This window comes from Streptomyces sp. NPDC006743, from assembly GCF_040703815.1.
Taxonomy (GTDB): Bacteria; Actinomycetota; Actinomycetes; order Streptomycetales; family Streptomycetaceae; genus Streptomyces.
The window spans coordinates 170,291-196,465 of sequence record NZ_JBEYJA010000008.1; the positions used below are offsets into that span (position 1 = coordinate 170,291).

General features: G+C 73.5%; 20 protein-coding genes. 9 read left to right on the forward strand and 11 right to left on the reverse strand.

Features of this window, described 5'->3' with window-relative positions:
* The first annotated feature begins 21 nt into the window (after positions 1–21).
* The gene (locus ABZ719_RS10005) at positions 22–531 is read left to right on the forward strand and encodes an alpha/beta hydrolase (RefSeq protein ID WP_366724782.1); all 510 of its coding nucleotides are present in this window, start codon (positions 22–24) and stop codon (positions 529–531) included.
* Here ABZ719_RS10005 and ABZ719_RS10010 read toward each other — a convergent pair.
* Both ABZ719_RS10010 and ABZ719_RS10015 read right to left on the reverse strand, forming a co-directional pair.
* Positions 500–1,867: a PAS domain-containing protein gene (locus tag ABZ719_RS10010; protein WP_366724724.1), complete on the reverse strand. Its 1,368-nt coding sequence runs from the start codon at positions 1,865–1,867 to the stop codon at positions 500–502. The genes ABZ719_RS10005 and ABZ719_RS10010 overlap by 32 nt on opposite strands.
* A gap of 916 nt (positions 1,868–2,783) precedes the next feature.
* Positions 2,784–3,260: a MarR family transcriptional regulator gene (locus ABZ719_RS10015; RefSeq protein WP_366724725.1), complete on the reverse strand. Its 477-nt coding sequence runs from the start codon at positions 3,258–3,260 to the stop codon at positions 2,784–2,786.
* A 44-nt stretch (positions 3,261–3,304) separates the two neighbouring features.
* Between ABZ719_RS10015 and ABZ719_RS10020 the strand changes: the two genes are divergently transcribed.
* The gene (locus tag ABZ719_RS10020; protein ID WP_366724726.1) at positions 3,305–4,228 is read left to right on the forward strand and encodes an alpha/beta hydrolase; all 924 of its coding nucleotides are present in this window, start codon (positions 3,305–3,307) and stop codon (positions 4,226–4,228) included.
* 103 nt (positions 4,229–4,331) lie between these two features.
* Here the strand turns inward: ABZ719_RS10020 and ABZ719_RS10025 are convergent, their stop codons facing one another.
* Positions 4,332–4,985: a helix-turn-helix domain-containing protein gene (locus ABZ719_RS10025; protein WP_366724727.1), complete on the reverse strand. Its 654-nt coding sequence runs from the start codon at positions 4,983–4,985 to the stop codon at positions 4,332–4,334.
* Between the two features lie 89 nt (positions 4,986–5,074).
* Between ABZ719_RS10025 and ABZ719_RS10030 the strand changes: the two genes are divergently transcribed.
* Entirely contained in the window at positions 5,075–5,488 is a 414-nt protein-coding gene (locus ABZ719_RS10030; RefSeq protein ID WP_366724728.1) for a DUF4345 domain-containing protein, read from the forward strand.
* 143 nt (positions 5,489–5,631) lie between these two features.
* On the opposite strand, the gene ABZ719_RS10035 is transcribed toward ABZ719_RS10030, so the two are convergent.
* Entirely contained in the window at positions 5,632–8,331 is a 2,700-nt protein-coding gene (locus ABZ719_RS10035; protein WP_366724729.1) for an FUSC family protein, read from the reverse strand.
* Positions 8,328–8,804, reverse strand: coding sequence for a MarR family transcriptional regulator (locus ABZ719_RS10040; RefSeq protein ID WP_366724730.1), 477 nt, complete (start codon positions 8,802–8,804; stop codon positions 8,328–8,330). Before ABZ719_RS10040 ends, ABZ719_RS10035 begins: the two co-directional genes overlap by 4 nt.
* Before the next feature lie 427 nt (positions 8,805–9,231).
* Here ABZ719_RS10040 and ABZ719_RS10045 point away from each other — a divergent pair, with 427 nt between their 5' ends.
* The 3 genes from ABZ719_RS10045 (at position 9,232) to ABZ719_RS10055 (ending at position 14,958) form a co-directional block, all read left to right on the forward strand.
* The gene (locus ABZ719_RS10045) at positions 9,232–12,669 is read left to right on the forward strand and encodes a phosphocholine-specific phospholipase C (protein ID WP_366724731.1); all 3,438 of its coding nucleotides are present in this window, start codon (positions 9,232–9,234) and stop codon (positions 12,667–12,669) included.
* A gap of 121 nt (positions 12,670–12,790) precedes the next feature.
* Positions 12,791–14,119: an FAD-dependent monooxygenase gene (locus ABZ719_RS10050; RefSeq protein ID WP_366724732.1), complete on the forward strand. Its 1,329-nt coding sequence runs from the start codon at positions 12,791–12,793 to the stop codon at positions 14,117–14,119.
* 335 nt (positions 14,120–14,454) lie between these two features.
* Positions 14,455–14,958, forward strand: coding sequence for a hypothetical protein (locus ABZ719_RS10055; protein WP_366724733.1), 504 nt, complete (start codon positions 14,455–14,457; stop codon positions 14,956–14,958).
* A 245-nt stretch (positions 14,959–15,203) separates the two neighbouring features.
* Here ABZ719_RS10055 and ABZ719_RS10060 read toward each other — a convergent pair whose 3' ends face one another.
* The gene (locus tag ABZ719_RS10060) at positions 15,204–15,830 is read right to left on the reverse strand and encodes a TetR/AcrR family transcriptional regulator (RefSeq protein WP_366724734.1); all 627 of its coding nucleotides are present in this window, start codon (positions 15,828–15,830) and stop codon (positions 15,204–15,206) included.
* A 139-nt stretch (positions 15,831–15,969) separates the two neighbouring features.
* On the opposite strand from ABZ719_RS10060, the gene ABZ719_RS10065 reads away from it, so the two are divergent.
* Positions 15,970–17,421, forward strand: coding sequence for an amidase (locus ABZ719_RS10065; RefSeq protein WP_366724735.1), 1,452 nt, complete (start codon positions 15,970–15,972; stop codon positions 17,419–17,421).
* A 67-nt stretch (positions 17,422–17,488) separates the two neighbouring features.
* On the opposite strand, the gene ABZ719_RS10070 is transcribed toward ABZ719_RS10065, so the two are convergent.
* Positions 17,489–18,034, reverse strand: a complete 546-nt coding sequence (locus ABZ719_RS10070) for a helix-turn-helix transcriptional regulator (protein WP_366724736.1) — start codon at positions 18,032–18,034, stop codon at positions 17,489–17,491.
* A 164-nt stretch (positions 18,035–18,198) separates the two neighbouring features.
* Between ABZ719_RS10070 and ABZ719_RS10075 the strand changes: the two genes are divergently transcribed.
* Entirely contained in the window at positions 18,199–19,461 is a 1,263-nt protein-coding gene (locus ABZ719_RS10075; RefSeq protein ID WP_366724737.1) for a benzoate/H(+) symporter BenE family transporter, read from the forward strand.
* Positions 19,462–19,595: 134 nt separating this feature from the next.
* Here ABZ719_RS10075 and ABZ719_RS10080 read toward each other — a convergent pair whose 3' ends face one another.
* From ABZ719_RS10080 to ABZ719_RS10090, 3 genes are all read right to left on the reverse strand, one after another.
* Complete coding sequence (locus tag ABZ719_RS10080) at positions 19,596–21,086, reverse strand: APC family permease (protein ID WP_366724738.1); 1,491 nt, start codon at positions 21,084–21,086, stop codon at positions 19,596–19,598.
* A 164-nt stretch (positions 21,087–21,250) separates the two neighbouring features.
* The gene (locus tag ABZ719_RS10085; protein ID WP_366724739.1) at positions 21,251–22,618 is read right to left on the reverse strand and encodes an aspartate aminotransferase family protein; all 1,368 of its coding nucleotides are present in this window, start codon (positions 22,616–22,618) and stop codon (positions 21,251–21,253) included.
* Positions 22,619–22,670: 52 nt separating this feature from the next.
* Positions 22,671–24,143: an aldehyde dehydrogenase family protein gene (locus ABZ719_RS10090; protein ID WP_366724740.1), complete on the reverse strand. Its 1,473-nt coding sequence runs from the start codon at positions 24,141–24,143 to the stop codon at positions 22,671–22,673.
* Between the two features lie 268 nt (positions 24,144–24,411).
* Between ABZ719_RS10090 and ABZ719_RS10095 the strand changes: the two genes are divergently transcribed.
* A complete protein-coding gene (locus ABZ719_RS10095; protein WP_366724741.1) occupies positions 24,412–25,029 on the forward strand; it encodes a TetR family transcriptional regulator in 618 nt (205 codons plus the stop codon).
* Positions 25,030–25,216: 187 nt separating this feature from the next.
* On the opposite strand, the gene ABZ719_RS10100 is transcribed toward ABZ719_RS10095, so the two are convergent.
* Positions 25,217–26,143: a LysR family transcriptional regulator gene (locus tag ABZ719_RS10100; protein WP_366724742.1), complete on the reverse strand. Its 927-nt coding sequence runs from the start codon at positions 26,141–26,143 to the stop codon at positions 25,217–25,219.
* Positions 26,144–26,175: the final 32 nt, after the last annotated feature.

Here is a 26,175-nt window from a genome sequence, read left to right on the forward strand (position 1 = left end):
GGCGTCCTCGGTGAACTGGGCCTGGACGGCGTCCGGATGTGCGGCCACTCCTACGGCGCCTGGATCGCCCTGATGTACGGGCTGCACGCGCCGCACCGGGTCCGGCGGCTCGCGCTGCTCGACCCCACCGGTTGCTTCGCCGGTCTGCGGGTGCGCTACCTCGTACGGGCGCTGCCGATGCTGCTCAGGCCCACTCCCGGACGGATCCGGGCGTTCCACCGGTGGGAGACGGGAGGGGACCCGCAGGATCCGGTGTGGGGCGCTTTCCTGGAGAGCACCGCCACCGCCCGTCGGTCCCAGGTCGTCGCCATGAGACGGCCGGCGGCACAGGATCTGAGGGAATTCACCGTTCCGACGCTGGTGCTCCTGGCCGGACGCAGCCGGGCCCACGACGCGCGACGCGTGGCCGCGCGGGCCCGGCGCCTCCTTCCCGCTGCCACCGTCGGGACCCTGCCCGGCGCCTCGCACCACTCCCTCCCGACCGAGCGGCCTGACGAACTCAACCGGATGCTGGGGGAGTTCCTGGCCTGAGCGGTGCTTCGGGTTCCGCCCGGTCCGAGCCGGTCCCGAGATCCTGTTCCCACCACACGGTCTTGCCGTCGTCGGTGCGGTCCGCGCCCCAGCGGCAGCCCGGCATGCTGACGATGTGCATGCCCCGCCCGCCCTCGTCGGCCGGCCCGGCCAGCCGCATGTGGGGCAGCATCCGGCCGTGGTCGGACACCTCGCAGCGCAGCCGGTCCAGGCGCAGCAGCCGCAGCGTGATGGGCGGGGTGCCGTGGCGTACGGCGTTGGTGACCAGTTCGCTGACCAGCAGCTCCGTGACGTCGATGAGGTCGTCGAGGTGCCAGGCGGCCAGTTGCCGGCCGACCAGGTGCCGGGCCTGGCGGGGGGCGCCTGGGTCCGCCGCCAGGTCCCAGGAGACGACGTCGTCGCGCGGCAGTGTCCGCACCTGTGCCACCAGCAGGGCGACGTCGTCCTGGCGCCGGCCGGCGACGGATGAGCCGACCAGCCGGTCGCAGAGGGCCGCCACGTCACCGCGGTGGTCGCGCACCGTGTCCCGCAGGGCCAGGCGCTCCTGGCCGGCCCGGGCCTGGGCGGCGACCTGTTCACGTGCGGTCACGTCGGTGACGTCGACACCGACGCCCAGGACCCGGTCCTGCGGGCCCTCCAGCCGGTACCAGCGGGTGTTCCACCAGCGGCCGTTCGGCGCCACGGAGTCCGGTGCGGAGGTGAACAGGGTGTCCTGCGCCGGTGTGCCGGTGCGCCTCACCTCAGCCGCCACGGCCTGCACCCGGGCGGCCTGCTCGGCGGTGAAACCGAAGGACAGCAGCATGTCCGTGATCGACCGGCCCAGGTGCGGCGGCTCGGGGAGGCCGTTGACCGCCTGCAGGGCGCGGTTGACGCCGACGTAGCGCAGGCCGGCGTCGAACACGGCGGTGGGGACGGGTGACCTCTCGAAGGCCGCGGCCAGCAGCTCGCTGCGGTCGTCCCCGCGCACCGGGGCGGTGGCGTCCGAGAACACGGCGGCCACGGTGCCGGGCGGACGCAGCGGGTGCAGCCGGACGACGCGGCGTCCGGCGGTGCGGGGGAGCGGCAGGGGCTCACCGGGCTCGCCCGAACGTGCGGCGCGGTCGAGCGCACGGGCCAGCCGGTGGCGGAATCCGTGCGAGGACGCGAGCACGTCCGCCAGCTCCCGCCCCAGCGCCTCGCCCGCACTGATCCCGGTCAGCTCCTCGGCCCCGACGTCCCAGCGGTGCACCCGCCCCCGGGCGTCGGTCAGCGCGACCCCCGTGCGCGGCGGGCGGCGCGCGGCCGCTTCCGGGGGGGAGCGGAGCCGGCCGGGTCCCGGGGCGCCGCGCGGCGGCATCGGCCATGCGTGGTCCTTCCAGGCGCAGCGGTGCCCTCGCCGAGGTCTGCCCGCTGCCGTCGTGACCCGGCGGCCGGTCACGCCGCCGGTCGCTCCGTGACACAACTCCTCCTCCACCGGCGGGCCACCTCGTCCCCGTCCGCACGGCGCGCGCCGTGACCCGCCTGCCACGGCGCGGGGTCCGGCCGGGACGGGTGCGCGGCGGGCGCCCCGGGCACCCGCCCTCAGCACGCCCGATGCGCCCCTCGGTGCAGTGCGAGCTTCTGTGCCGCCGAGCCGTCGCAGTTCCAGACGCGCAGCCGGGTGCCGTTGTCGGTGGCACCGTCGGAGGCGACGAAGCAGCGACCCGACCGCGGGTCCGACAGGGAGCCGTCGGAGCGCTGCTGCCAGACCTGCCCGCCGACGCCGGAAGAAAAGCGAGGACGCCCAGGACGATCCCCCGGACGCCGAGGACCGCCACGAAGGGCCGCGGCGGCCGGCCGCCACCGGGTGGCGACGGCCGCCCGGAACGTGCCGAGGGGGAGCAGGCGGGCGGGAGCGCTTCTTTCGCGCCTGACGTGCTCCTGGTGGTGGGGGACGGAGCCCGACTCCGCGCCACGCGAGACACGTCGGCGCTGCCCCCGAACCGCTCGCAAGGTACGCGCGCTGGTCGAACACATCCATGTCCCTTGCTTTCAGGCCGTGTTGAGATCAGCGAGTGTCCGAATGTGTTGCTTCCGGGGTGGGTTGATACGGGCGACCGGCGCCCGGCGTCCAGTAATCGCAACCGGCGACCGGCGACCGGCGACCGGCGACCGGCAACCGGCAACCGGCGGCCGAAGACCGGCGACCGGCAGCCGACGCGAAGGCTGCCCGGCGCGCCCCGGCGTGGCGTGCCCCGCGCGGCGTACCCCGATGCGTCATCGTCCGGAGGCGGTCAGCCGGTGGGCGCGCCGATCCGGTTGTCCTCGAGGGCGGAGCGCAGCGTCGCGAGGGCCCGGGCGACCGCGGCCACCGAGGAGCCGTCGAGAGCGTCTCCGATCAGCTCGGCCAGCGCGTCGCCGAACGTCTCCTCCGCCGCGTCGACGAGCCGCGAGCCGTCGTCGGTCAGGGTCAGCAGGGAGGACCGGCGGTCGGACGGATTCGGCTGCCGGACGGCCCACCCCTGTTTCTCCAGGCGATCGACGCTCTTGCTGGTCGCCCCGATGCCGATGGCGAACTCGGCGGCGAGGTCGGCCACCCGGGCCCCGGGGTGTTCGCGCAGGTAACGCAGGGCCTCGAACTGCGAGGTGACGATCCCGTGCCGCTCACGGAGGCGGTCGTTGAGGGCGTTGTACAGACGCGTCTCGCACCGGACGAGGTCGGAGAAGAGGACCGGCAGGTCGACCGGGCCTCCCGTTGATTTACCTTCCATGGCATATAGTGTACGGGAAGGTACTTCGTGAGGGGAGCACACCCATGAGCAAGGAACAGCGTGCCCGGGTGGACGCGATGATGCGGACGCCGAGGCCCGAGGGCCCCCAGTCGCCCGAAGCGCTGCGCGCGGGCTTCAGGGCGCTGATGGCGCAGATGGCCGTGCCCGGCGACATCCGTACCACGCCCGCCACGCTCGGCGGCCGGCCCGCACTGCGTGTCGAGCCGGCGAGCGGGCGGCGGGCCGGGACGATCCTGTACTTCCACGGCGGCGGCTGGGTGTTCGGGTCCCCCGAGACCGCCCTGTCGCTGACCGGACACCTGGTGGCCAGGACCGGATTCCAGGCGCACTCGGTGGACTACCGGCTCGCCCCGGAGCATCCGTTCCCCGCCGCGATAGAAGACACCCTCGGCGCCTACCGCGCGCTGCTCGACGGCGGCGAGGACCCCTCGGCCATCGCGTTCGCGGGGGACTCCGCCGGCGGCGGCCTCGCCGTCACCACCTGTCTGGCCGCACGCGACGCGGGCCTCCCGCTGCCCGCCGCCCTCGTGGCGTTCTCCCCGGGGCTCGACGCCACCCGGACGGGTGAGAGCATGGACACCAAGGAAGGCATCGACCCGGTCTTCACCCGCAGCGCCCTCGAGCACACCGGGGCGATGTACCTCGCCGGTGCCGACCCGCACCAGCCGCTGCTCAGTCCGGCCGTCCTGGCCGATCTGACCGGCTTCCCCCCGATGCTGCTCCAGGTGGGCACCAACGAACTCCTGCTGGACGACTCCACGCGGCTCGCCGCGCGGGCGAGGGCGGCGGGCGTGGACGTCGTCCTGGACGTCACCGCCGGCGTGCCGCACGTGTTCCAGGCGTTCGCCGGTGTCCTGGACGAGGCGGACGAGGCGCTGGACCGCGCGGCCCTTTTCCTCACCCAGCGCATCCGCGCGAAGGACACGGCGCGGCCGGCGTCGGCTTGAGGGACGAGGGCGCGGACCGGCTCCTTCCCGGTACCGCGTCACCACCCGGTCCGCCCTGCGGACCTTCCGGCGCAGGCGTCGGTCCCGCCGGCACGCAGGCGGTCTACTCGCCGCGGTCCGGCGCGTCGCCGGCGCCCGCACCGGGCCCGTGCCGCGGCCAGTCGGGGGCGGGGTCCTCGGCGAGCAGCGGCCGCAGCGCGCCGAGCACCGCGCCGATGCAGACGTCGCGCAACTCGGCGCGCGTACAGGTCTCCCGGGCGAGCCAGTCGACGCACAGGACCTGGACGAAGACCAGCCAGCTCTTCAGGACGCCGGACACGGCCTCGCGCGTGCCCTCGTCCGCGAGGGGGAGCACGGCCAGCAGCCGCGCGCGGAGCGCGTCCAGCTCGTTCGTCATGATGGTCTGGATCACCGGGTCCCCGGCGAGGACCCGGTTCGCGGCGAGGACGGCGTTGCGGTTGGCCACGAAGTAGTCCAGATGGACGTCCATGCCCTGGACGAGCTGCTCGACCAGGGAATCGGCGGGGTCGAACCGGGTCTCGGCGAGCAGCCGGTCCGCCGCCTCCCGGTAGACGGCCGCGAACAGCGCCTGCTTGCTCGGGAAGTGACGGTAGAGCAGGGCGCGGGAGACGCCGGCCTGTTCCGCGACCTCTTCCATCAGTACGTCGGCGTAGGGGTGCGCGGCGAAGAGCCGTGCGCCGACGGCGAGGAGCTGGGCGCGGCGGGCGGCGGGAGTCAGTCGCTGGCGAGGAGGCACGGACGAAGCATAGTTGACAGACGTCTACCAGCGATCCCAAGCTAGGAGACACGTGTCAACCAAGCTCCGCCCCACAGCCTGGAGGCGTCATGGCCACAGCTCTGCGCTTGCTCACCCGGTTGACGGGCTGGGCGTGCGTGGCGATCGGCCTCTTCCACGTGGCACTCGGCAACGCGGCGATCCCCGGAGCCGGTTCCGCCGGGACGACCGTCGACAGCTGGGGCCGGTTCATGGGGGCCTCCTTCGCCGGCTACGGACTGGCCTGGCTCTGGGCCGCCCGGCAGCGCCCGATCCCCGCGCAGGCGGTGCGGTGGCTGGCCGCCGTCTTCCTGCTCGGCGGCGCGGGCCGGCTCCTCTCGCTCGCCCTGCACGGCCCGCCGCACTGGTTCCAGATCCCGCTGACGGTGATCGAGCTGACCCTGCCACCGGTCTTCTTCTGGCTGGCCGCGGCGGAGGAACGCTCCCCGCGGAGCGGGACGGGGGCCGTGCCCGCCGCCCGTTGAACGCCCGGGAGCCGTGCCGGGCGCACCACCGGCGCACCGTGTCCGGCCGGCGGTCGGTGCGCCCCGTAGGCCCGTGCGCCCCCCAGACGGGGCCCGCCGAGCCGGCATCGCCGTCGATGCCGTACGGGCCTGCGGGGCGGCTACTACAGCCGGACGTCGAGGCGTATCCCCGGCTGTGCGGCGTGCACCGTGACGGGTTCCGCGCGGGGGGAGTGATCCGGTGCTGACACGACGACGGTGTGGTGCCCCGCAGGCAGGGTGAGCCGGTAGTGGCCCGCGTCGGTGTACGTGTGGGCGATCCGCTGTCCGCGTGCGTTCACCACGGTGATCTGGGCGGAGCAGCCGCCGGGGTGGGCGGCGCAGCGGACCGCGCCGGTCACGGGCACACCGGCCGTGGCGTCCGTCGGCTCCGCACCGGGGCCGGGAGCGTACGCGGTGGCGGTGGGAGCGGCCGCGGGCCGTGCCGACTGCGGCCGGCACCGGTCCGCCGCCGAGGACCGGGTCTGCCGCGGCAGGGCGGCGGGCGTCGGCCCGTCCTCCCGGCCGGCGCCGGAGGCCGGCGGCAGTCCGCACTGTTCGGCGAAGGCGGCCAGGGCCGCGTCGAGGGCGCCCAGCTCGCGCAGGGCGGTCTGCAGCCGCCGCGCGCGGGGACCGGGCGCGGCGGGCCGCAGCTCCCTCTGGAACTCCTGCACGAGCGGGCCGACGGGATGCCAGGCGCCCTGGGCGGTGCCGTTGGCGAGGTGGTGGTCGAGCGCCCTCAGCGAATCGGTGAGGGTGCGGGTGATGAGCCGGGCGCGTTCGGCCAACGGGGACGAGAGGTCGATGTCGACGTCCGCCGCGACCGCCAGCGCCCGGGCGTGCGCGGCGGCCGTGTTCAGCAGGGCCATGCGCTCGTGCGGTGCCCGCCCGCGCACCCCGAGCGGCATCCGCACCACGGGCCGGGACACCTCCGTGACCTCGAACAGCGCGGCGTCGACGGCGCGTGCCGCGCCACGCAGCCGGACCGGGCTGTCCGGCTCCTCCCAGCGGGCGCAGACCTGCGTGAGCAGGTTCTGCACCGCCCGGACGTACCCGTGCTCGGCCTCGCGGACGACCGCCCGGGTGGACAGGGGGAAGATCAGGGCGGCGCAGGCCGTCGCGACCAGCACGCCCAGGCCGTTGTCCAGCAGGCGTTCACCGAGCAGGTGGTCCATCCGGCTGTCGGGGGTGGTCAGTCCGTAGAGCTGCACGAGCGCGGTGACCAGCCCGGCGACCCACAGCGCGTAGGCCCGCTGCAGTCCCCAGGAGCCGAAGGAGAGACCGGCGACGATGACGGCGAGCGTCCAGTAGATGTGGTGGTGGCCGGTCACATGGAGCAGCAGCACACCGATCACCGCGCCCGCCACCGTGCCGATCATGCGGTGGCCGAACTTGCGCAGCCGCTCGTGCGTGGTGTTCGTGCCGAACAGGGTGATCATCACGCCGACCAGGCCCCAGTAGAAACGCTGGGGATCGATGGCGTCCGCGATCGGGCAGACGATCGCCGCGGCCACCCCGGCGTGCAGGGGAGCCCGTACGAAGGGCACCGCACGCTGCCAGCCGCTCCGCGTCCGGGCGGTGAGCGCCCGCCGCATCGGCGCGACGGAGCCGGGTACGCGGTTGTTCTCCAGCGCGACGGCGGGCTGGAAGGGCACCGCGCCGGGCGACTCGGGCGCCCGCTCGCCCAGGGCCAGCCAGCTGACCAGCGAGTCGGCCAGCGAGTCGAGGAGTTCGGCGACCCTGCGGGCGAGGGCGGCGGACTCGGCGGCCCGCGGGCCGGCCCCCGGGTCCCGCAGGATCGCGTCGGCCTGCTCACGGATCGTCGCCACAGCGGGCCGCAGCCCGCCGGCCCGGGCCGGCGGGGTGTCGCGGGCCAGCAGCATGCCCACGGCCAGCGCCTGGCGCAGCCGTTCGGGCGGCGACTGGCCGGCCAGCACCCGCACCGCCTGGGCGATGCCCCGCAGGGCCAGCTCGGCGTCGAACAGGTGGCGGTGCAGCAGCTCGGCCACCGCGGGATCGGTGGCCGTCTCGGGCTGCGCGAGGCGGCCGTCGATCGTGATCGTCACGATGTTCAGGCGGCGCAGGGAGCGGTTGGTCCGGCGCTCGACCCGGGCCAGGTCGGCGTCGGGGTCCAGCGCCTCGACCATGGTGTCGGCCAGTCTGCGGGCCTCGACGACGAAGGCGCGCTGCGTGCGGAGCAGGTCCTCCCGCGGCATCGGACAGCACAGCAGCAGCCGCGTGGCCAGCACCGCCGCGGCGGACACCAGGGCGACGGCGAACGCCTGCCACATCATCGCCGAGGGGATCTTCGCGATGATGCCGACCATGAGACCGTTGAACATCATCATGCCGGTCAGCAGGGCCAGCGGGCCGAACCGGGCCAGCAGGAACGTGAGCGCGAGCGCGGCGGCGTCGAGGCCGATCTCCAGGGCGCGGTCGTCGTGCAGGGCCGCGGCGAGCCAGAGCACCGCCGTATAGGGGAACGGCATCCACAGGATGGGCCTGGCCAGCTGGAGCCACGTGTTGCCGGCGACCGCGAAGGCGCTCATCAGGCCCATCATCCCGGCGACCATCATGCCGGTCATCGTCGGCACGGACAGGGCATGGGCCATGCCGTAGCCGACCGCGAGGGAGGTGACCATGGCGACCAGCGTCCGCCAGCCGGCCTGCAACTGCCCCAGTCCGGGATCGGCGACCAGCACCCGGTCCCACCATCGGTGCGGACCGGTGACCCGTCGTGGGGCGACATCGGCACGCTTACCCCCGGCGGGGCTCGCGCCGGTGTCCTGCCCCAGTGGCCGGCGGGCGGTTTCCGAGCTGGTCAAGTGGCCTCCGGTTCCATGGCTTCGACGAGCACCGCGACGGACTGCCGGGCGGCGCACACGGCTGCTTCGCAGTCGTCGACGGGTGTGGTGTGCAGGGCTGCCAGCAAGGCCTCGGCCATACGCTGCCGTCCCTGGTCGAGCAGACGCCGTCCGGCCGGGGTGAGGGCGGTCTCCACCGCGCGCCGGTCGGTCGCGCACCGCCGGCGCACGACCAGTTCCCGGCTCTCCAGCTTCTGGAGCAGCACGGTGACACGGGGCTGGACCATCCCGGTGCGTCCGGCGAGTTCGGTGACGCGCAGCGGCGCGGCCGCCAGGGCGTCGAGCACGGACACTTCGCTGCGGGTCAGCCCGAAGTCACCGGCGCGGAACAGCGCCCGGTTCAGTCGCCCGAGGTCGCGCAGCAGGCCGTGCGCGGCGTTCTCGATCCGCTGCCCGGGCGGCGGACCGCTGTGGGCGCCGGAAGGTACGTGCATATGGAAAGTATATATCTCCGCCTCTTGGCTCCCGCCTCCTGGGTCCCGCCCGCCGCCTCCCACCGGAGGGCCGCCCCGGCCGCTGCCTGTGAGGCGGGCGTCGCCCGGCCGTCCCGGGAATCGGTGGCGAGCCCGGGCGCATGAGTGGGCCGGCGGGCGAGCGCCGGAACCCGGAGAGGCGGGCCGCGTCAGGCGCGGAGGCGGCGCCGGGAGCGCCGAGGCGCCGGCTCCGGGTGCCGAGGCGCCGCCCGGGGGTGCGGCCGCACCGGCGGCGCCGCCCCGTGGGCGCGACCGGCTCGGCAAGGGCCGCCCGCCCGGGACCCGCCGCCGACGGCAGGAGAACGCGGGATGTCGTTGGCTGAACGGCCGGAGAAATCCCGCCGCACACGCTTATGGAGCGCTGTGAAGACGATCTAGCCTACGGCGCATGTCTGATGTCTCCCGCCGCAAGGTCCTCGGCACCCTCACCGGGGGCGCCGCGCTCTCCCTCCTTCCCCCGTCGCTGCACCGGGCGATGGCCGCGCCGATGCCGCGCGGCGGGATGCGCGCCATCGAGCACGTGATCGTCCTGATGCAGGAGAACCGGTCCTTCGACAACTACTTCGGAACCCTCAAGGGCGTCCGCGGCTTCGGTGACCGCACACCGCTGCGCCTGCCCACCGGAGCGAGCGTCTTCGAGCAGCCCCGGCGCCAGGGCGGCGAGGTGCTGCCGTTCTCCGCCCGTCGGGCGGCCGTCGACGCGGGCCGTCAGGAGAGCGACATCCAGTACCTGGGGTCCCTGGCGCACGGCTTCTCCGACGCCAACCAGGCCCGCGCGAAGGGCTGGTGGAACGACTGGGTCGCCGCCAAGACACAGAGCACCATGGCCTTCTACGACCGCCGCGACATACCGCTGCAGTACGAACTGGCCGACCGCTTCACCATCTGCGACTCCTACTTCTGCTCCGTCTACGGCTCGACCAACCCCAACCGCCTCTACCTGTGGTCCGGCACGACCGGTTACGAGGCGGACGGCGTCAGCCGGGCCGTCACCAACGCCGCGTACGACTACGCCCACCCCGGTTACACCTGGACGACGTACCCCGAGCGACTGGAGGCCGCGGGCGTCTCTTGGCAGATCTACCAGGAGTGGGACAACTTCACCGACAACGCGGTCGAGTACTTCCGGCCGTGGAAGGAGATCGGCCGGAAGATCCTCTCCAAGGTCACCGGCACCTACGCCACCACCGAGCAGTTCTACGACAGCCTGTGGAAGCGGACCCCGGAGCAGCGCGAGTCCGCGCTCGCCGAGTTCCAGCGGGGCGTCGACGCGTTGACCGAGGCGGAGCGCCGGCTCTTCCTGCGCGGCGCCTACCGCTCAGAGCCGGACACGCTCGTCCAGCGGATCCGGTCCGACATCGGCAACGGCACCCTGCCGAAGGTCAGCTGGGTGGTGCCGACGGCCGCGCTCTCCGAACACCCCAGCAGCTCCACCCCCGTGGGCAGCGCCAACCTCGTCTACGACCTCCTCGACGCCCTCGCGAGCGACCCGGAGACGTGGTCCAGGACGGCACTGTTCATCAACTTCGACGAGAACGACGGCTATTTCGACCACGTCCCCGCCCCCGTCGCGCCCCAGCCGGCCTCCGGCAACAGCGACGACTGGTTCAACGGCAGCCCCATCGGCCCCGGCCCGCGCGTGCCGATGACGATCGTGTCGCCCTGGACCGTCGGCGGGTTCGTCAGCTCGCAGGCGTTCGACCACACCTCGGTCATCCGGTTCCTGGAGAAGTGGACCGGCGTCCACGAGCCCAACATCAGCGCCTGGCGCCGCAGCGTCTTCGGCGACCTGACCTCCGCCTTCGACTTCCACCGCGGCCACCGCAGGCCCGAGGTCCAGCAGCCCGGACCGGTACCCGCGGCGGTCGCCCGCTGGAACCCCGTACCGCCGCAGAAGCAGACCCTGCCGAGGCAGGAGAGCGGCACACGTCCGACCCGCCCCCTGCCCTACCGGCTCGGCCTGCGCACCGACATCACCGGCTCGGCGGTGCGCCTGCGGCTCGACAACCAGGGCACCGTCGCCGCCACGCTCACCGCCTACCCCGCGGACGGCACCGTGCCGCGCGCCTGGACGGTGCCCGCCCGCGAGAGCACCGACACCACGGTCGAGTACGGTGCCGAAGGCTACGACCTGCGGGTCCACGGCCCCGGCTGGTCCACCTGGGAAGTGCGCGGACGCGGCGCGGGAGCCGAGGCGCACCTCGTGGAGCATCCGGCCGCCGGCCAGGTGGACGTCGTCTGCTCCAACCCCTCCGCCGCCACCCGCACCCTCCTCGTCGGCGAGTCGGTCTACTCGCACCGGCACGGCGGGCCCGTCCGCACCGTCACGCTCGCGCCCGGCAGGTCCCGTACCGTCCGGCTCCGCCTGCCGGACCACGGCTGGTACGACATCGCGGTCCTGGACAGGGACGACCCGGCGTTCCTGCGCCGCATGAGCGGCAGGCCGGCCGACGGCGAGCCCGGGGTCACCGACCCGGCGACCGGCACCGCACCGGCGCTGACCGCGGCGATCGCCCTGCCCGCCGCGCTTCCTCCCCTGGGCACCCCGCTCACACAGGGCAATCCGGCCGAGGTCGTCGTCACCGTGCGGAACCAGGGCAGCGGCCGGCTCGACGGGCTCTCCGTCGCCCTGCTCGCCCCCGCCGGCTGGTCGGTCGAGCGGGCCGGTACGGTCCCCCGAGGACTCGGCGCCGGGAACTCGGCCGACGTGCGCTTCACGGTCACCCCTGCGGACGGCGCCACCGCGGGCCGGCTGGTCGTCGCCGCGCACGGCGAGGGCGGCGGCCTGCTCAGGCTCGCCGACGCGCGCGTGCAGACCACGGTCGCCCCCGCCCTGAGCGTCACGCTGACCGGGCCCGCGGCCTCGCCCGGGACCGACGGCACCGTGCTCTCACCCGGCAGGCCCGCCACGGTGACGGCCACCGTCACCAACGCCGGCAGCTCCCCGCTCACCGGCCTGGCCGCCGCACCGGCCCTGCCGGAGGGCTGGAGCGCCACGGCGAAGGGCGCCGCACCGGCGTCCGTCGCGGCCCGCTCGTCCGTGACCCTGGCATGGGACGTCGTCGCACCCGCCTCGGCGGCCCGCACCACGGGCAGCATCAGAGCCGACGTCACGGCGAAGCTGAACGGCCGGCCCGTGCGGGCGTCTGCGTCCCTGCCCGCCAGGACCGGCCCCCTGATGACCGGATACCTGCTCGCGGAGGACTTCGAGTCCGTCGCGGGCGCCCTCGCCCCGGCGGCCGATCTCAGCCGGCCCGGCCTGCTCGGCTGGACCCGGACCCCGCCCGAGGGCTGGACCGTCACCAACGCGACGGGCATGCCGCAGGGCACCAGGGAACTGCAGGGCTGGACCTTCCTGTCCAGGCAGTTCTGGTTCCCCGCCGGGCAGGACCGCTCGGGGTTCACCCGCTCCCTCGGCGTCGTCGCCGTCGCCGACCCCGACGACTGGGACGACACCGGCAGCCCGTCCGCCCGCGGCCGCTTCGACTCGACGCTGACCAGCCCGCCGGTGCCGGTCCCCTCCGGCACCGCCACCCTGTACCTGGGGTTCGACTCCCACTACCGGCAGGAGAGCCCCCAGGAGGCAGAGGTGACCGTCGAGTTCGACACCGGCGCGCCGGTACGGCTCCTCCACTACAGCGGCGCCTCCACGGGCAGCACCAACCAGGGGCATGACCAGCAGAACCGGCTGGTGCGCCTCTCCTGTCCCGTGCCGTCCGGCGCGACCTCGGCGAAGGTCAAGTTCCGGATGTTCAACGCGGGCAACAACTGGTTCTGGGCCATCGACAACGTCCGCCTGGGCACCGGCCCGATCACCGACGCCTGACGGCACCTGCGAGTTCCGGCGGCCCGTCCGGTAGGTGACGGGCCGTCAAGTACCCGTCGGACGTGAGGGACGCCACTGCCGATCGGTGAACAAAGATCCATTTCATCCCCGTCCCCTTGTCATGGAAACGAAATCGCACACTGCCACCGGTCACGCGGTCGTCATCGGCGGCAGTGTCGCCGGTCTCCTGGCCGCACGCGCACTGAGTTCGTCGTTCACGCACGTCACCGTCTTCGAACGGGACACGTTCCCCGCACAGACCGTCTCCCGCCGCGGCGTACCGCAGGGCCGCCAGGTGCACGCGCTGCTCACCCGCGGCGCGGTCGGACTCGACGGCCTCTTCCCCGGCTTCATCGACGCCATGACCGCGGCCGGTGTCCCCAGTGGTGACGGGCAGGCGGACTTCTCCTGGTTCCTCGACGGCCACAGGATGGCCCGTGCGGTGTCCGGGCTGCGCGGCTTCGGTGTGAGCAGGCCGCAGGCGGAGCAGATGATCCGGGACCGCGTCCGGGCCCTGCCGAACGTCTCCCTCGTCGACGGCACCCAGGTCGACGGACTCCTCCTCGACGACGGCCGGGTGGCCGGGGTGCGGGTGCGGCGGCACACGGGCGCCGAGGAGACCGTGCCGGCCGAACTGGTGGTGGACGCGGCCGGACGCGGTTCCCGCGCCCTGTCCTGGCTCCGGGAGTCCGGCCACCCGGTCCCGCGGCGGACGGCCGTCAGGACGAACGTCGTCTATGTGACGCGGCACTACGAGGAGGAGCCCGGCCTGCTGGACGGAAGGCTCGGGACGACGGTCGTGCCCTTTCCCGGGCAGCCCCGCGCCGCAGTGGTGATACGGCAGGAAGCCGGCCGCGTCGCGGTGCTGCTGGCCGGCCTGCTCGGCGAGGAACCTCCCACGGACGACGCGGGGATGATCGAATTCGCCTCGGCCCTGGCGGGGCAGGACGCCGCCGACGTGCTCCGTTGCGCCACACCCGTGGACGAAGCCGTCAAGATGCGCTACCCGGAAAGCACCCTCCACCATTTCGGCGAACTCGACCGTCACCTCGGTGGATTCCTCGTCGTCGGTGACGCGCTGTGCAGCTTCAACCCGATCTACGGTCAGGGCATGACGGTGGCGGTCATGGAGGCCGAGCTTCTGGAGTCCCTGCTCCAGGACGGCGACCGGCAGGATCTGGCGCCGCGCTTCTTCAAGGCGGCGGCCGCGCTGCTCGCCGAACCGTGGGCCCTCGCCACCGGCGGCGACCTGCGTTTCCCCGAGGTCGAGGGCGAACGCGGCCCCCAGGACGAGGAGATCAACGGCTACCTCGACCGCTTCCGCGCCTCCGCCGCGATCGACCCGGTCCTGGGCACGGCGTTCCTCCGGGTGGCCAACATGATGGCACCCGTGACCTCGCTGCTCAGCCCGGATCTGGTCGAACGCACCCAGCGGCCCCGGGCGCAGTAGAGACCCGGAACCCGGCCGTCGCGACCCACCGCCGAGGGCCGGGGCCGTTCCCCGAGGGACCGCCTCTCACCCAGGAGATCGTCGAGCGCACCGCACAGGCCCGTCGGTGTGCGGCGCGGGCGGGGGAATCACTCCCAGCCGTTCTTCGCCGGGGTGCGGGTGCGCGGCGGTGTCCCGGAACCCGGTGCCTGTCCGACCTCGGCGCAGGGACGACGAAGACCTGGACGGACGGCAACACCTGCGCCTGAGACCGGCCCGGGCCGGGCGGCTCGCGGCGGGCTGATGTCCCTGAAACCGTTGGACCGCAGCTCAGGACACCTGTCAGACTCCTCCTCGTGCAGATTCTCGACGTCCTGACCGGCATGGCGAAGACGGGCCGGCTGGGCCCGGTGTCCATCGGAGCCGAGTGGGGGGACGTGACCGCGGTACTGGGCGAGGCGTGGGACATCGGGGCGACGAGCCGGCGCCGAAGATGGCCGAGGCTCTTCGCCTACGGAGATCTTGAGCTGAGTGTCTGCCGCTGCCGGAAGGTCTCCCTCATCAGCCTCCAGACCTGGCGGGACACAGTCGAACTCCCTCCCGCGGCGGTCGGGGGGACGGGCACCTTCCCGGTGGGGCTCACGTACCGGGACGTCGTCTCCGCCTTGGACGACGCCGGCTGTCCCTGGGAGCCCTGTCCGTCCCTGACCTTCGGTGACCAGTGCTCGCTCGTGGCGATCCCGTCAGCAGCGAACTTCACCTTCGCGATCCCGGAGGGCGAGGAACCGGTACTGAACCTCATGGGACTGCCGGGCGACGGCCATGTCTGTCCCGTACGCGGGCCGAGCGAGGATCACTGACCGCACGACTGTCTCAGAGCTGCGAACAAAACGGGCTCGCGGCGTCCCGCACGCACGCTCGCGGCGTTGCCGGAAGGTCCTGACAGCTCCGCTACAAGGCCTTCCGGCGCCTTGCGATCGCACGCACCGGACACCGCGAACTGATCGGACTCCCCTTCTGTCCGCAGCTCTTGGAGCTGCGGACACCGTCGGCGTGGCGCGGGGCGTGGGTGAGGCGGTCGGCCTGGAGCGTCGTGCGAGGCCGGTCACCCGGCCCCCGTCGGTGATGCGTCGCGTTCGGTGCGGTGCCGGTCCAGGATTCCCTCGACGATCCGCATCAGCCGGTCCGCGGTCCGGTCGATGCTGCCGTTCTGCGTGCTGACCTGCGCGCCTTCGAGTACGAAGGTGATCTCGGCGGCGGCCTGCTCGGGGTCGGCCAGACCGGCCCCGGCACACATGCCGACCAGCCGGCGCGTCTGGTCGGCCTTGTGCTTCTCGATCACCTGCCGTGCCGGATGGGCGCGGTCGGGCAGTTCGGCGATGGTGTTGATGAACGGGCAGCCCCGGTGCGAGATCGCCGGCAGCCCCTCGGCGATGAAGGAGGCCAGACCCAGGATCTGGTCCCTGGGCCGGCCGGGGTACTCGGCCTCGACCCGGTCGAAGGCCGCCTGGTACTCGGCGGCCACGATCCGCATCCACTCCGCGACCAGTGCGTCCTTGGTCTCGAAGTGCCGGTAGATCGCCATTTTGGTGGTCTCGGCCTTCTCGGCGATGGCTTGGACGCCCACCCCTCGGACGCCCTCGCTGCGGAAGAGTTCCTCGGCGGCGTCGAGGATGCGCTCGCGGGGCGGCAGTTTCGCCACCCGGGTCGGCCTGCCGGCGGTCGATGCCATGACTGCTCCGGGTCTCCGGTCGATGGTCGGCCCACTCTCCGACTCCTCCACGACGATACCACTGCGGGCCGGGTGATACCGACTGGTATCGTCTGGGACTCAGCGGTATCTTCTTCGTCCTGTCCAGTGAGGAGAGACAGTGGAAACATCTGAGTATGTGAAGTTCGACGCGGTCGGGCTCGCGGAGCTGGTGGCCGCGGGCGAGGTGACCCCGGCCGAACTGGAAGCGGCCGCACGCCGGGCCGCGGAGGCGGTCGGCCCGCGGATCAACGCCATCGTGGAGACGTGGCCGGCCGACGACGAGCCGGGCCCCGGCAGCGGGCCGCTGGCCGGGGTGCCCTTCCTGATCAAGGACATCGGAGTCTCCATGGCCGGCAGGCGGATGGAACTCGGAAGCCGTCTCGCGGCCGGGCACGTCGCCGGGGCCGACTCGTCCCTGATGCGGCGCTTGCGCGGCGCCGGCCTCGTGACGTTCGGCCGTACCGCCACACCGGAGCTGGCCTACAGCATCACCACGGAGTCCGTGCTGCACGGCGTCACCCGCAATCCGTGGGACCCCGCACGGAGCGCGGGCGGATCCAGCGGGGGATCGGCCGCGGCCGTCGCGGCCGGGGTGGTCCCCCTCGCGCACGCCACCGATGCCGCCGGCTCCCTCCGCATCCCCGCCGCCGCCACCGGTCTGTTCGGACTGAAACCCACGCGTGGCCGCGTCTCCATGGGGCCCTACGCCGACGAGACCTTCAGCGGCCTGGCCGTTCACGGCAGCGTCAGCCGCACCGTACGCGACAGCGCGGTACTGCTCGACCTGATCGGCGGACCGGAACCGGGTGACCCCTACTTCGCCCAGCGGCCGGCCCGGCCCTACGCGGAGGAGGCCACCCTGCCTCCGGGCTCCCTGCGCATCGGTGTCCTCACTGAGGCATGGGGTGGGCGCCGCACCACCGCACCGGTCGCGGACGCCCTGTCCCGCACCGTGCGTCTGCTGGAATCCCTGGGTCATCGGGTGGAGGAGGTCACGGTCGGTCTCGGAGTCACCTGGGAGGCGTTCGTCCTGGCCGTCGCGCAGGTGTTCACGGTCAACCTCGCCGCCTCGGTCGACGAACTGGCCGCCGCCTTCGGCCGGCCCGTCGACTCCTCGACCCTCGAACCGGTGACCCTCGCCGGCTACCACTACGGGCAGCGGGTCGGCGGCGCCCAGTTCGTCTCCGCTCTCGCCGTCCGGAACCAGGTCGCCCGGAGCCTGGCGGGGTTCTTCGCCACCCACGACCTCCTGCTCACCCCGACCCTGCCGGAGCTTCCGGCGCCCTCGGGCAGCCTCACCGAGGGCGCCCATGCGCTCGACGGCCTCGGCTGGATCGACCGCGTCGCCGACCGCTCGCCGTTCACCCTGCCGTTCAACATGGCGGGCACGCCCGCCATGTCCGTGCCGGTCACGGCCGACACCGGGACGGGGCTTCCGGTCGGCATGCAGTTCGCCGCCGGATTCGGCCTGGAAGGCCTCCTCTTCCGCCTCGCCGGCCAGCTCGAGCAGGCGAGCCCGTGGTCGGGCCGGACCCCCGCGGTCTGGGCCGGGAACGGCACGGAGCACTGAGCCGGGCCCGAAGTCTGCGGCGGTGTCCGGGCGGGCGCGGCACCGCGCCGCGCCGCCGGCCCTCAGATCACGGTGCGGTCGCCGGGTAGCGCACGAAGAGGATGCCGTGCACGTCGCCGTGCGGAGCGCTGTAGAGGTGCACGGTGTCGGCGGGCCAGCACACCGACCCGCCCGGCCCGACGCTGCTGGGCGCGGCCGGATCTCCCACGACGGCCGTGCCGCTGAGGATCATCAGGCTCTCCGTCGTCCCCGCGACGTGCGCGGCGGACTCCTGGGTGGCGCCGGCGGCGATGGTGATCCGGAAGACGTCGGTGAGCGCCTCGGGTGTCTCGTGCCGTTCGATCAGGACCGCCGTGACCGCACTGCCGGAGACGGCGGCCTCGTGCCGTCCGGCGCCGGACGGCAGGTCGTCGCTGAGTACCGCGCTGAGCGGCCGGTTGAGCGCGGTCGTCAGCGCGTAGAGGGTTTCGAGCGTGGGATTGCGCGTGCCGCTCTCCAGCTCCGAGAGGGTGCCCTTGCCCACTCCGGAGCGCCGCGCCAGCTCCGAGAGCGTCAGGCCCCGGGCGGTGCGCAGCGCGCGGAGCCTGCGCCCCACTTCGTCGTTCAGCCCCATCGCCGGATCGCGCTCCCGCTCTCGTCGCCGTCGCCGTGGTTGACGGGTCTCGGCCCTCCTGCCTAGTGTTCCACAAACAGAACGTTCTGTTTACGGAACGCTCAGGGCGCCTCTCCCGGGCGCCCGCCGCAAGCCGCCGTCCCGTCCGCCGGAAGTTGCCCCGTATGCCCTCCTTCACCGACCGCGTACGCGCGGCCGCCCCGCCCTCGGCCGTGGCCGCCGGCCTGATCGCCGTCACCGTCGGCGTCACCAGCTCGGCCGCGCTCGTGTTCACCGCGGCGAAGGCGGCCGGCGCGGGCCCGCGGGAGATCGGCTCCTGGATGCTCGCGCTCGGCGTCGGACTCGCCCTCACCTGTGTCGGCCTCTCGCTGCGCTATCGCGCACCCGTCGTCACCGCCTGGTCCACACCCGGCGCGGCCCTCCTCGCCACCAGCCTCACCGGGGTGCCGATGGCGCGGGCCGTCGGCGCGTTCGTCCTCTCGGCCCTGCTCGTCCTTCTCACCGGCCTGACCGGGTGGTTCGCCCGCGCCATGGACCGCATCCCCGTACCGCTCGCCTCGGCTCTGCTCGCCGGAGTCCTGCTGCGGTTCGGCACCGGCCTGTTCAGCACGATGCACGGCAGTTTCACGGTCGCCTTCCCCGTCTTCGTTCTCTACGTCGTGGCACGCCGCATCGCTCCCCGGTACGCGGTGCTGATCGCCCTCGCCGGCGGTGTCCTCGCCTCGGTCCTCACCGGGGGATGGCGCCTGGACACGCTGCGGGTCTCGCTCGCCACACCTGTCTTCGTCGCGCCGGAGTTCGACTGGAAGGTCCTGATCAGCGTCGGCGTGCCGCTGTTCGTGGTCACGATGGCCTCGCAGAACCTGCCCGGAGTCGCCGTGCTCCGCGCCTCGGGCTACAGCGTCCCCGTGTCCCCGCTGATGACGTGGACCGGAGCGGCCAACGTCCTGCTCGCCCCCTTCGGTGCGTTCGGGCTGAACCTCGCCGCCATCACCGCCGCCATCTGCACCGGTGAGGAAGCGCACCCGGACCGGAACAAGCGGTACACCGCCGCCGTGTGGGCCGGAGTCTTCTACCTCTGCGTCGGCGTGTTCGGCGCGACCGTCGCCTCCCTGCTCACCGCCATGCCGCACGCCCTGGTGCTCGCGACGGCGGGTGTCGGTCTGCTGGCCACCATCGAGAGCTCCCTGACCACGGCCCTGTCCGACAAGAACTCGCGGGAGGCCGCCGTCGTCACCTTCCTCGCCACCGCCTCCGGTGTCACCCTCCTGGGCGTCGGCTCCGCCTTCTGGGGACTGCTCGCCGGTGCTCTCACCGCACTCGTCGCGAACGTCGGACGACGCCGCGGCACGCGGACGCCCGCGGCCCCGACGCCGGCGGCCCCGGCGCCCGCACAGAACCACCCGGCCGAGGCTCCCTCTCCGTAGGCGCCCCCGGCCCGGCGCCGACGGGCCCGGGCGCACCGCGGCGAGTTGCCCGCCGGGCCGCCGCCGCACCGTGCACGCCCGGCCGGTGCGGCAGGCGTCCGCCCGGCCGGGCACGGGGTCGCGTGCCCCTGCGTCTACCGTCCTTCCACCGCGTCCTCCCGGCGTGCCACCGCCACCCCGACGGCACCCACGACCAGCAGTGCGGCGACGGTGCCCAGGGTGAAGGTCTCGAACGAGGCGCGGGAGACGCCCCAGACGTCGTGGAAGGCGTAGCCGATGCCGAAGAGGTGCTCCAGCACCCCGGGGAAGAGCGCCGACCAGGACCCGATCACGATCCAGGCGTACACGAGCGCCGCGCACAGCAGGAAGCCGCGGGTGCCGAAGGGGACGCGGTAGGGCCGCGGGACGTCCGGCCGGCGCAGCCGCAGCAGGACCAGGGCGGGCACGACCACCAGGTAGGACAGCAGCAGGGTGGTGACCGCGACGGTGAGCACCACGGCGAAGACATCGGCCGCGTCGCCGTCCGCGAGCCGCATGGCGGCGAGCATGAACACGGTGGCGACGACACCGGAGAGCAGATTGGTGCGCACCGGCGTGCCGAGCCGCGGATGGAAGGTGCCGAGGGCGCGGGTGAAGAAGCCGCCGTCGGCGGCGGCCATGGCCTGCATGCGGTCGCTGACGATCATCCAGGCGCTGCCCTGGGTGAGCAGGGCGAGGACGAACATGACGGCGGTGATCTTCAGCAGGGGGCCGTCGGCGGCGCCGTAGACGCCGAAGACGAGGCGGGCGCCTTCCATGAAGCCCCCGATGCCGGTGACCTGGCGGGCGGGGACGACGGCCAGCAGGGCGAGGACCGGCAGCAGGTAACAGCAGGCCGCGACGGTCGCCGAGCGGCCGAGTGCGGCGGGCACGTCGGCCTGCGGGTCGTGCATCTCCTCACCGGCGGCGTTGGGCGCCTCGAAACCGACGTAGGCGAACAGCAGGATCGGCACCAGGGCGAGGAAACCGGCGGTCGTCGGGGTGAAACTGGTGCCGGTCAGGCCGTGGAAGCCGTGCCGCACGCCGTAGAGCACCGCGGTGAGGGTGAACAGGGCGAGGGCGAGGACCTTCATCGCCGCGCCCGCCGTGGTGATCCACTTGCCGCGCCGCAGGGAGACCACGGCCGTGAGGATGGCGACCCAGACGAAGAGGAGCTTGAAGACGTAGTCGGCCACCGTGCCCGAGCCCAGGTGGAAGACGAAGCCGTCCCAGGTCTGCGCGGCGAGGAAGACCAGGGAACCGCCCAGCCAGATGGGGTTGGTGACCCAGTACATGAGGGTCGTCAGCGCGGCGGCCGGACGGCCGAGGGCGAGCTTGACCCACACGTACGGGCCGCCCTCCTGGGGGAAGGCGGCGCCGGTCTCGGCGAACAGCAGTGCGTAGGGGACGAGGAAGAAGAGGGCGATGACCGCCGTCCAGGTGGCGGCCTCGCCGCCGCCGGTGGCGATCTGCCCGACGGTGTCGAAGGAGATCACCGCGGCGATGGCCATGGCGGTGATGTCGAAGCGCTTGAGGCTGCGCTGCAGGGCGCCGCCGGCCTCGGGCCGCGACGCTCGGGGATCGGTCGTCGAGAGGTTGGAGGACACGGGCAGTTCCTAGGAGGGGAGAGGAATGACTGCGAGGAGGCGCGGGGAAGGGCGCCGCTACGGTGTGGGGTCCGTGTCGGGTGGAGCGGGGCAGGACACCGGCGGGGGAGGCCCGGTCGTCACGGGCCGGACCGCCCCCGAAGGCGCCGGACGCGTCCAAGGCGTCAGGCGGCGCGGATCTCACCCGTGGGCCCGGTGCGCTCCAGCACACCGCGCAGCGCGCGGGCCACTTCCCCGGCCTCGGCCTCGGTCATCACGAGCGGCGGGGACAGCACGAGGCTGTGCGCGGAGTCGCGTACGATCACGCCGGTCTCACGGCGGATGACGTCGTGCGGCATCCGGTCGGGGTGCAGCGGCAGGGGTGCGCGGGTGGCGCGGTCCTGGACGAGTTCCACGGCGAGCATCATGCCGACCGAACGGATCTCCCCGACGACGGGCAACTCGCCGAGCTGCGCCTGGAGTTCGCCGTGGAGGAAGGCGCCCAGGCCGGTCGCGCGGGCGAGCAGTCCCTCCTTCTCGATGATGTCCAGGTTGGCGGTGGCCACGGCGGTGGCGACGGGGTGCCCGTTGTAGGTGTAGCCCATCGGGAAGCCGTGGTCGCGCAGCAGCACCTCGGCGACGTGGTCGCCGACCAGGAGCGCGCCGAGCGGGACGTACCCGGAGGTGATGCCCTTGGCGGTGACGATGATGTCCGGGGTGACGCCGAAGTACTGCGCGGCGAACCACTCACCGACGCGGCCGTAGGCGGTGACGACCTCGTCGAAGATCAGCAGGATGCCGTGCCGGTCCAGGACCTCGCGCACCCGGGGCCAGTAGTCGGCAGGCGGGACGAGCATGCCGCCGACGCCCATGATGGGCTCGCCGATCATCGCGGCGATGTTCCGCGGGCCGATCTCGGCGATCCGCTCCTCCAGCTCGCGGACCAGGAAGTCGGTGACCTGCTCGGGGCTCAGCGGCCGCTCCCCGTACAGCTCGCTGCGGTAGGGCCACGGGGGCGTGAGGTGGGAGACGTGCGGCATCATCGGGGCGAAGCCCTCGTGGTAGACCGGGAAGCCGGTGGCCGAGCCGCCGCCGTAGCCGATGCCGTGGTAGGCCTTGCTGCGGGCCAGGATCCAGGTGCGGCTGCCCTCTCCGCGCCGGTGGTGGTGGTAGCGGGCCATCTTGATGGCCGCCTCGTTGCCCTCGGAGCCGCCGGAGGTGAAGTAGACGTGGTTCATGCCCTCGGGGGCCAGGGAGGCGAGGCGGGCGGCGAGTTCGATGGCCCGCTCGTTGGAGAACTCCCAGAAGCTGGTGAAGTACTCCAGCTTCTTCATCTGCTCGTGGGCGACGTCGGCGAGTTCGGTACGTCCGTGGCCGACCTGGGCGAGCCACAGGCCGCCGGTGGCGTCGAGGTAGCCGCGGCCCTTGGTGTCGGTGAGGCGGCAGCCGGAGCCGGCGGTCATGACGACGCGCTCGGTGGCGCTGCCCGGCAGGTAGGGGTGGATGATGTGGGCCCGGTCGAGGCGGGTGAGATCTGCGGTGCCGAGGGTCATGAGTGCTGCGTCCTTTGTCCGTGACGGTGGGCGGATGGTGTGGCCGGTGCGGTCAGGAGTGGGCGATCCAGGTCGTCTTCAGACCGGTGTACTTGTCCAAGGAGTGCAGGGAGAGGTCGCGGCCGTGGCCGGACTGCTTGAAGCCGCCGAAGGGGGTGAACGGGCTGAGCGCGTCGACGGTGTTGACGGAGACGGTGCCCGCCCGCAGGGCGTCGGCGACGCGGTGCGCCCGGCCCAGGTCCCGGGTCCACACGGAGGCGGCGAGCCCGTACACGGAGTCGTCGGCGAGGCGGACCGCCTCCGCCTCGTCGTGGAAGGGCAGCACGGTCAGCACGGGGCCGAACAGTTCCTCCCGGACGAGCGGGGCACCGGGTGCGAGGCCGGTGACGACGGTGGGGTCGAGGTAGGCGCCGTCGCGGCCGGGACGGGTACCGCCGCACACCACGGTGCCGCCCGATGAGCGCACGGCCCGCAGGACGCGGTCCACCTGGGCCTCGTCGACGAGCGGTCCGAGGCGGGTGGCCGGGTCCAGCGGGTCGCCCGGCAGCCAGGCGCGGGCGTGCTCGGCGACCCTCGCCGTGAACTCCTCGGCGACGGACGCCTCGACCAGCAGGCGCGTGGTGGCCGAGCACACCTGCCCGGCGTTGTAGACGAAGCCCCAGGCGGCGCGCTCGGCGGCCGCCTCCAGGTCGGCGTCGGCGAAGACCACGCAGGGGCTCTTGCCGCCGGCCTCCGGCCAGACCTGCTTCATGTTCGACTCGGCCGCGTACCCCAGGAACCGCTTGGCCACCGCGGTGGAGCCGGTGAAGACCAGCGAGTCCACGTCCGGGTGGAGGCCGAGGGCCCGCCCGGTGGTCTCTCCCGGGCCCGGTACGACGTTCAGCACGCCGTCGGGGAGGCCGGCCGCCGAGGCGAGTTCGGCCAGCAGCAGTGCCGACAGCGGGGACTGCTCGGCCGGCTTCAGCACGACGCTGTTGCCCGCGGCCAGGGCCGGCGCCAGTTTCCAACTGGCGATGTCCAGCGGGAAGTTCCACGGCACCACCGCGCCGACGACACCCAGCGGGGCGCGGCGCACCAGGGCGAGGTTGCCGGGCGGGGCCGGGGCGACCTCGTCGTAGAGCTTGTCGACGGCCTCCGCGTACCAGGTGAAGACGCCGGCCGCGCCGGGCACGTCGGTGCCGTACGACTCCGCGACGGGTTTGCCCATGTCGAGGGTGTCGCACAGGGCGAGTTCCTCGCCGTTCTCCTCGATGAGGCGGGCGAGGGCGAGCAGGACCCGCTTGCGCTCCGCCGGTGCGGTGCGCGACCAGCGGCCGTCCTCGAAGGAGGCGCGGGCCGCGGCCACGGCCCGGTCGACGTCGGCCGCCGAGCCGGCCGCCACCTGGGCGGTGGTCTTGCCGGTGGCGGGGTTCACGGTGGGGAACCACCGGTCGCCGTCGGGGTCGGCCCACGCGCCGTCGATGAACAGCCGGGTGCGGGGCGTGAGGTCGGCGGCGCGCTGCCGCCAGTGGGCGTACGTCTGCATGCTGTGGCCTTCGATCGCTTCGTGGACGCCGGGCCGTCGCGAACCGGTGCGGGCGGGCCGGTGCCGGCCGGGCCCTCGCGGGGGCGCCGCCCGGAGGTGGCGGAGGCGTGCGAGCGGGGCAGGGCCCGGCGGAACGGGCCCGCCGCGGCTCTCCTTCGGTTCCTCGGTTTCTTTGAGCCGAGATTCAAACAATAGGTGAACCCACCGTCAATGCCCTTGGCACGAACTTCTTGCGAAAACTGACTCCGGTGGCAGAGAATCGGCCGACATGGGGAAAGCGGGCAGACCACGCAACCAGACGGCACGCAGGCAGGCCCTCGTCTCCGCCGCGGGACGGGCCATCGCGGAGCGCGGGCTGGAAGGGCTGCGCATCAAGGACATAGCGGACGCGGCGGGCGTCTCGCAGGGCTCGGTCCTGTACTACTACCCGGAGCTGGACGACCTCGTCCTGGAGGTGCACCGGGGCGCGGTCGAGAACTACCTGGAGTCGCGGCAGCGCGCGTACGACGAGGCACCCGCGGCAGGGCCCGCGGCGCGGCTGCGGGCCCTGCTGCACAGCGGCCTGCCGGCCATGACGGACGATCCCGTCCACGGGCTGCTGTACGAACTGCACCGGCGCGCCGGCCGCAGCCCGGGCCACGCCGAGCTGATGACCTCCCTGTTCGCCCGGGAGGTGGCGCTCTACACGACCGCCCTGGAGGTCGGCGCCGCGACGGGCGCGTTCTCGCTCGCCGCCTCCGCGCACGACCTGGCGCACGGGCTGGTGGCCCTGGAGGACGGGTACGGCCTGCACGTCGTCAGCCGCAACGCGGCGCTGCGCCCCGAGCGGGCCCAGGAGCTGATCCTGGCCCACGCGAGGGCGGTGACGGGCTGCGCAGGACTGTAAGAGCTGCGAACAAAAGGGGCGCCGGGCTCGCGACGCCCGGCACGCACGCTCGCGGCGCCGCCGGAAGGCCCTGACAGCTCCGCCACAAGGACCTTCCCGCGCCCTGCGATCGCACGCACCGGACGCCGCGAGCCGATCGGACTCGCCTCTTGTCCGCGGCTCCAGGCCCCCGCGAGCGGCCGGCGGCTCAGGCCCCGCCGCCCTGGGCGGCGATCTCCCGCAGCAGGTCCATCACCGCCCGGGCGCGGGCGGTCTGGTTCACGCCCCCGAGGGTGGCGATCTTGACTTCGAGGGCGGGGCCGCCGTCCCGGAGCCGGAGTTCCGCGACCTCGCCGCCGCCGTAGGTCTGGCTGGTCGCGGGCCGCTGGTTGAGCACCGAGTAGCCGAGTCCGCGGGCCACCAGGGAGCGCACGGTCTCGTAGCTCTGGGTGCGGTAGCGGACGTCGGGCGCGGTGCCGGTGGCGGCGACCAGCGAGCGGAAGTAGTCGCGGCTGTGGGGCAGGTCGAGGAGGACGAGGGGTTCTGCCGACAGTTCGGCCAGTTCCACACTGTCCCGGCCGGCCAGCGGGTGGCCGGCGGCGACGATGACGTAGGCCGGGGCGCGGGCGATCGTCTCGCTGTGCAGCTCCGGATCGGCGGACAGACCGAGGCCGTAGGTGAGGGCGAAGTCGATGCGCCCGGACGCCAGGGCCTGGACGAGCCGGTCGGTCTCCGCCTCGACCACGTCGATCTCGATGCCGGGATGGCGCCGGGTGCACTCGCTGAACAGGGGCGGCAGGTAGGAGGGGGCCAGCGTCACGAAACAGCCGACGGCGACCGGCCCGGAGAGGGTCTCGCCGTCTCCCCGGGCCTCCCGCTCGATCTCGCGGGCGCGGGCCAGCAGGTCCCGTGCCTGCTGCCGCAGCCGCTCCCCGGCGGGCGTGAGGGTCAGGCCCCGCCCCCGCCGGCGGATGAACAGCTGCACCTGCAGGTCCCGCTCCAGGTTGTAGACGGCCGTGGAGACGGCGGACTGCGCGATGTGCAGCTGTGCCGAAGCCTCCGTCATCGAACCGCGTTCGGCCGCCACGAGGAAGTAGCGGAGCTGAACGAGCGTGAAACCCACTGGTGCCGTCATACGTGACCCTCGCGCCTGGTGAACGGTGTCGG

What these genes read in the sequence shown, in the direction of transcription:
- ABZ719_RS10095 (WP_366724741.1), top strand. Translation starts at nt 24,412, where the DNA reads ATGGGGAAAGCGGGCAGACCACGCAACCAGACGGCACGCAGGCAGGCC.
- ABZ719_RS10090 (WP_366724740.1), bottom strand. Translation starts at nt 24,143, where the DNA reads ATGCAGACGTACGCCCACTGGCGGCAGCGCGCCGCCGACCTCACGCCC.
- ABZ719_RS10045 (WP_366724731.1), top strand. Translation starts at nt 9,232, where the DNA reads ATGTCTGATGTCTCCCGCCGCAAGGTCCTCGGCACCCTCACCGGGGGC.
- ABZ719_RS10020 (WP_366724726.1), top strand. Translation starts at nt 3,305, where the DNA reads ATGAGCAAGGAACAGCGTGCCCGGGTGGACGCGATGATGCGGACGCCG.
- ABZ719_RS10040 (WP_366724730.1), bottom strand. Translation starts at nt 8,804, where the DNA reads ATGCACGTACCTTCCGGCGCCCACAGCGGTCCGCCGCCCGGGCAGCGG.
- ABZ719_RS10015 (WP_366724725.1), bottom strand. Translation starts at nt 3,260, where the DNA reads ATGGAAGGTAAATCAACGGGAGGCCCGGTCGACCTGCCGGTCCTCTTC.
- ABZ719_RS10085 (WP_366724739.1), bottom strand. Translation starts at nt 22,618, where the DNA reads ATGACCCTCGGCACCGCAGATCTCACCCGCCTCGACCGGGCCCACATC.
- ABZ719_RS10075 (WP_366724737.1), top strand. Translation starts at nt 18,199, where the DNA reads ATGCCCTCCTTCACCGACCGCGTACGCGCGGCCGCCCCGCCCTCGGCC.
- ABZ719_RS10010 (WP_366724724.1), bottom strand. Translation starts at nt 1,867, where the DNA reads ATGCCGCCGCGCGGCGCCCCGGGACCCGGCCGGCTCCGCTCCCCCCCG.
- ABZ719_RS10030 (WP_366724728.1), top strand. Translation starts at nt 5,075, where the DNA reads ATGGCCACAGCTCTGCGCTTGCTCACCCGGTTGACGGGCTGGGCGTGC.
- ABZ719_RS10070 (WP_366724736.1), bottom strand. Translation starts at nt 18,034, where the DNA reads ATGGGGCTGAACGACGAAGTGGGGCGCAGGCTCCGCGCGCTGCGCACC.
- ABZ719_RS10050 (WP_366724732.1), top strand. Translation starts at nt 12,791, where the DNA reads ATGGAAACGAAATCGCACACTGCCACCGGTCACGCGGTCGTCATCGGC.
- ABZ719_RS10060 (WP_366724734.1), bottom strand. Translation starts at nt 15,830, where the DNA reads ATGGCATCGACCGCCGGCAGGCCGACCCGGGTGGCGAAACTGCCGCCC.
- ABZ719_RS10100 (WP_366724742.1), bottom strand. Translation starts at nt 26,143, where the DNA reads ATGACGGCACCAGTGGGTTTCACGCTCGTTCAGCTCCGCTACTTCCTC.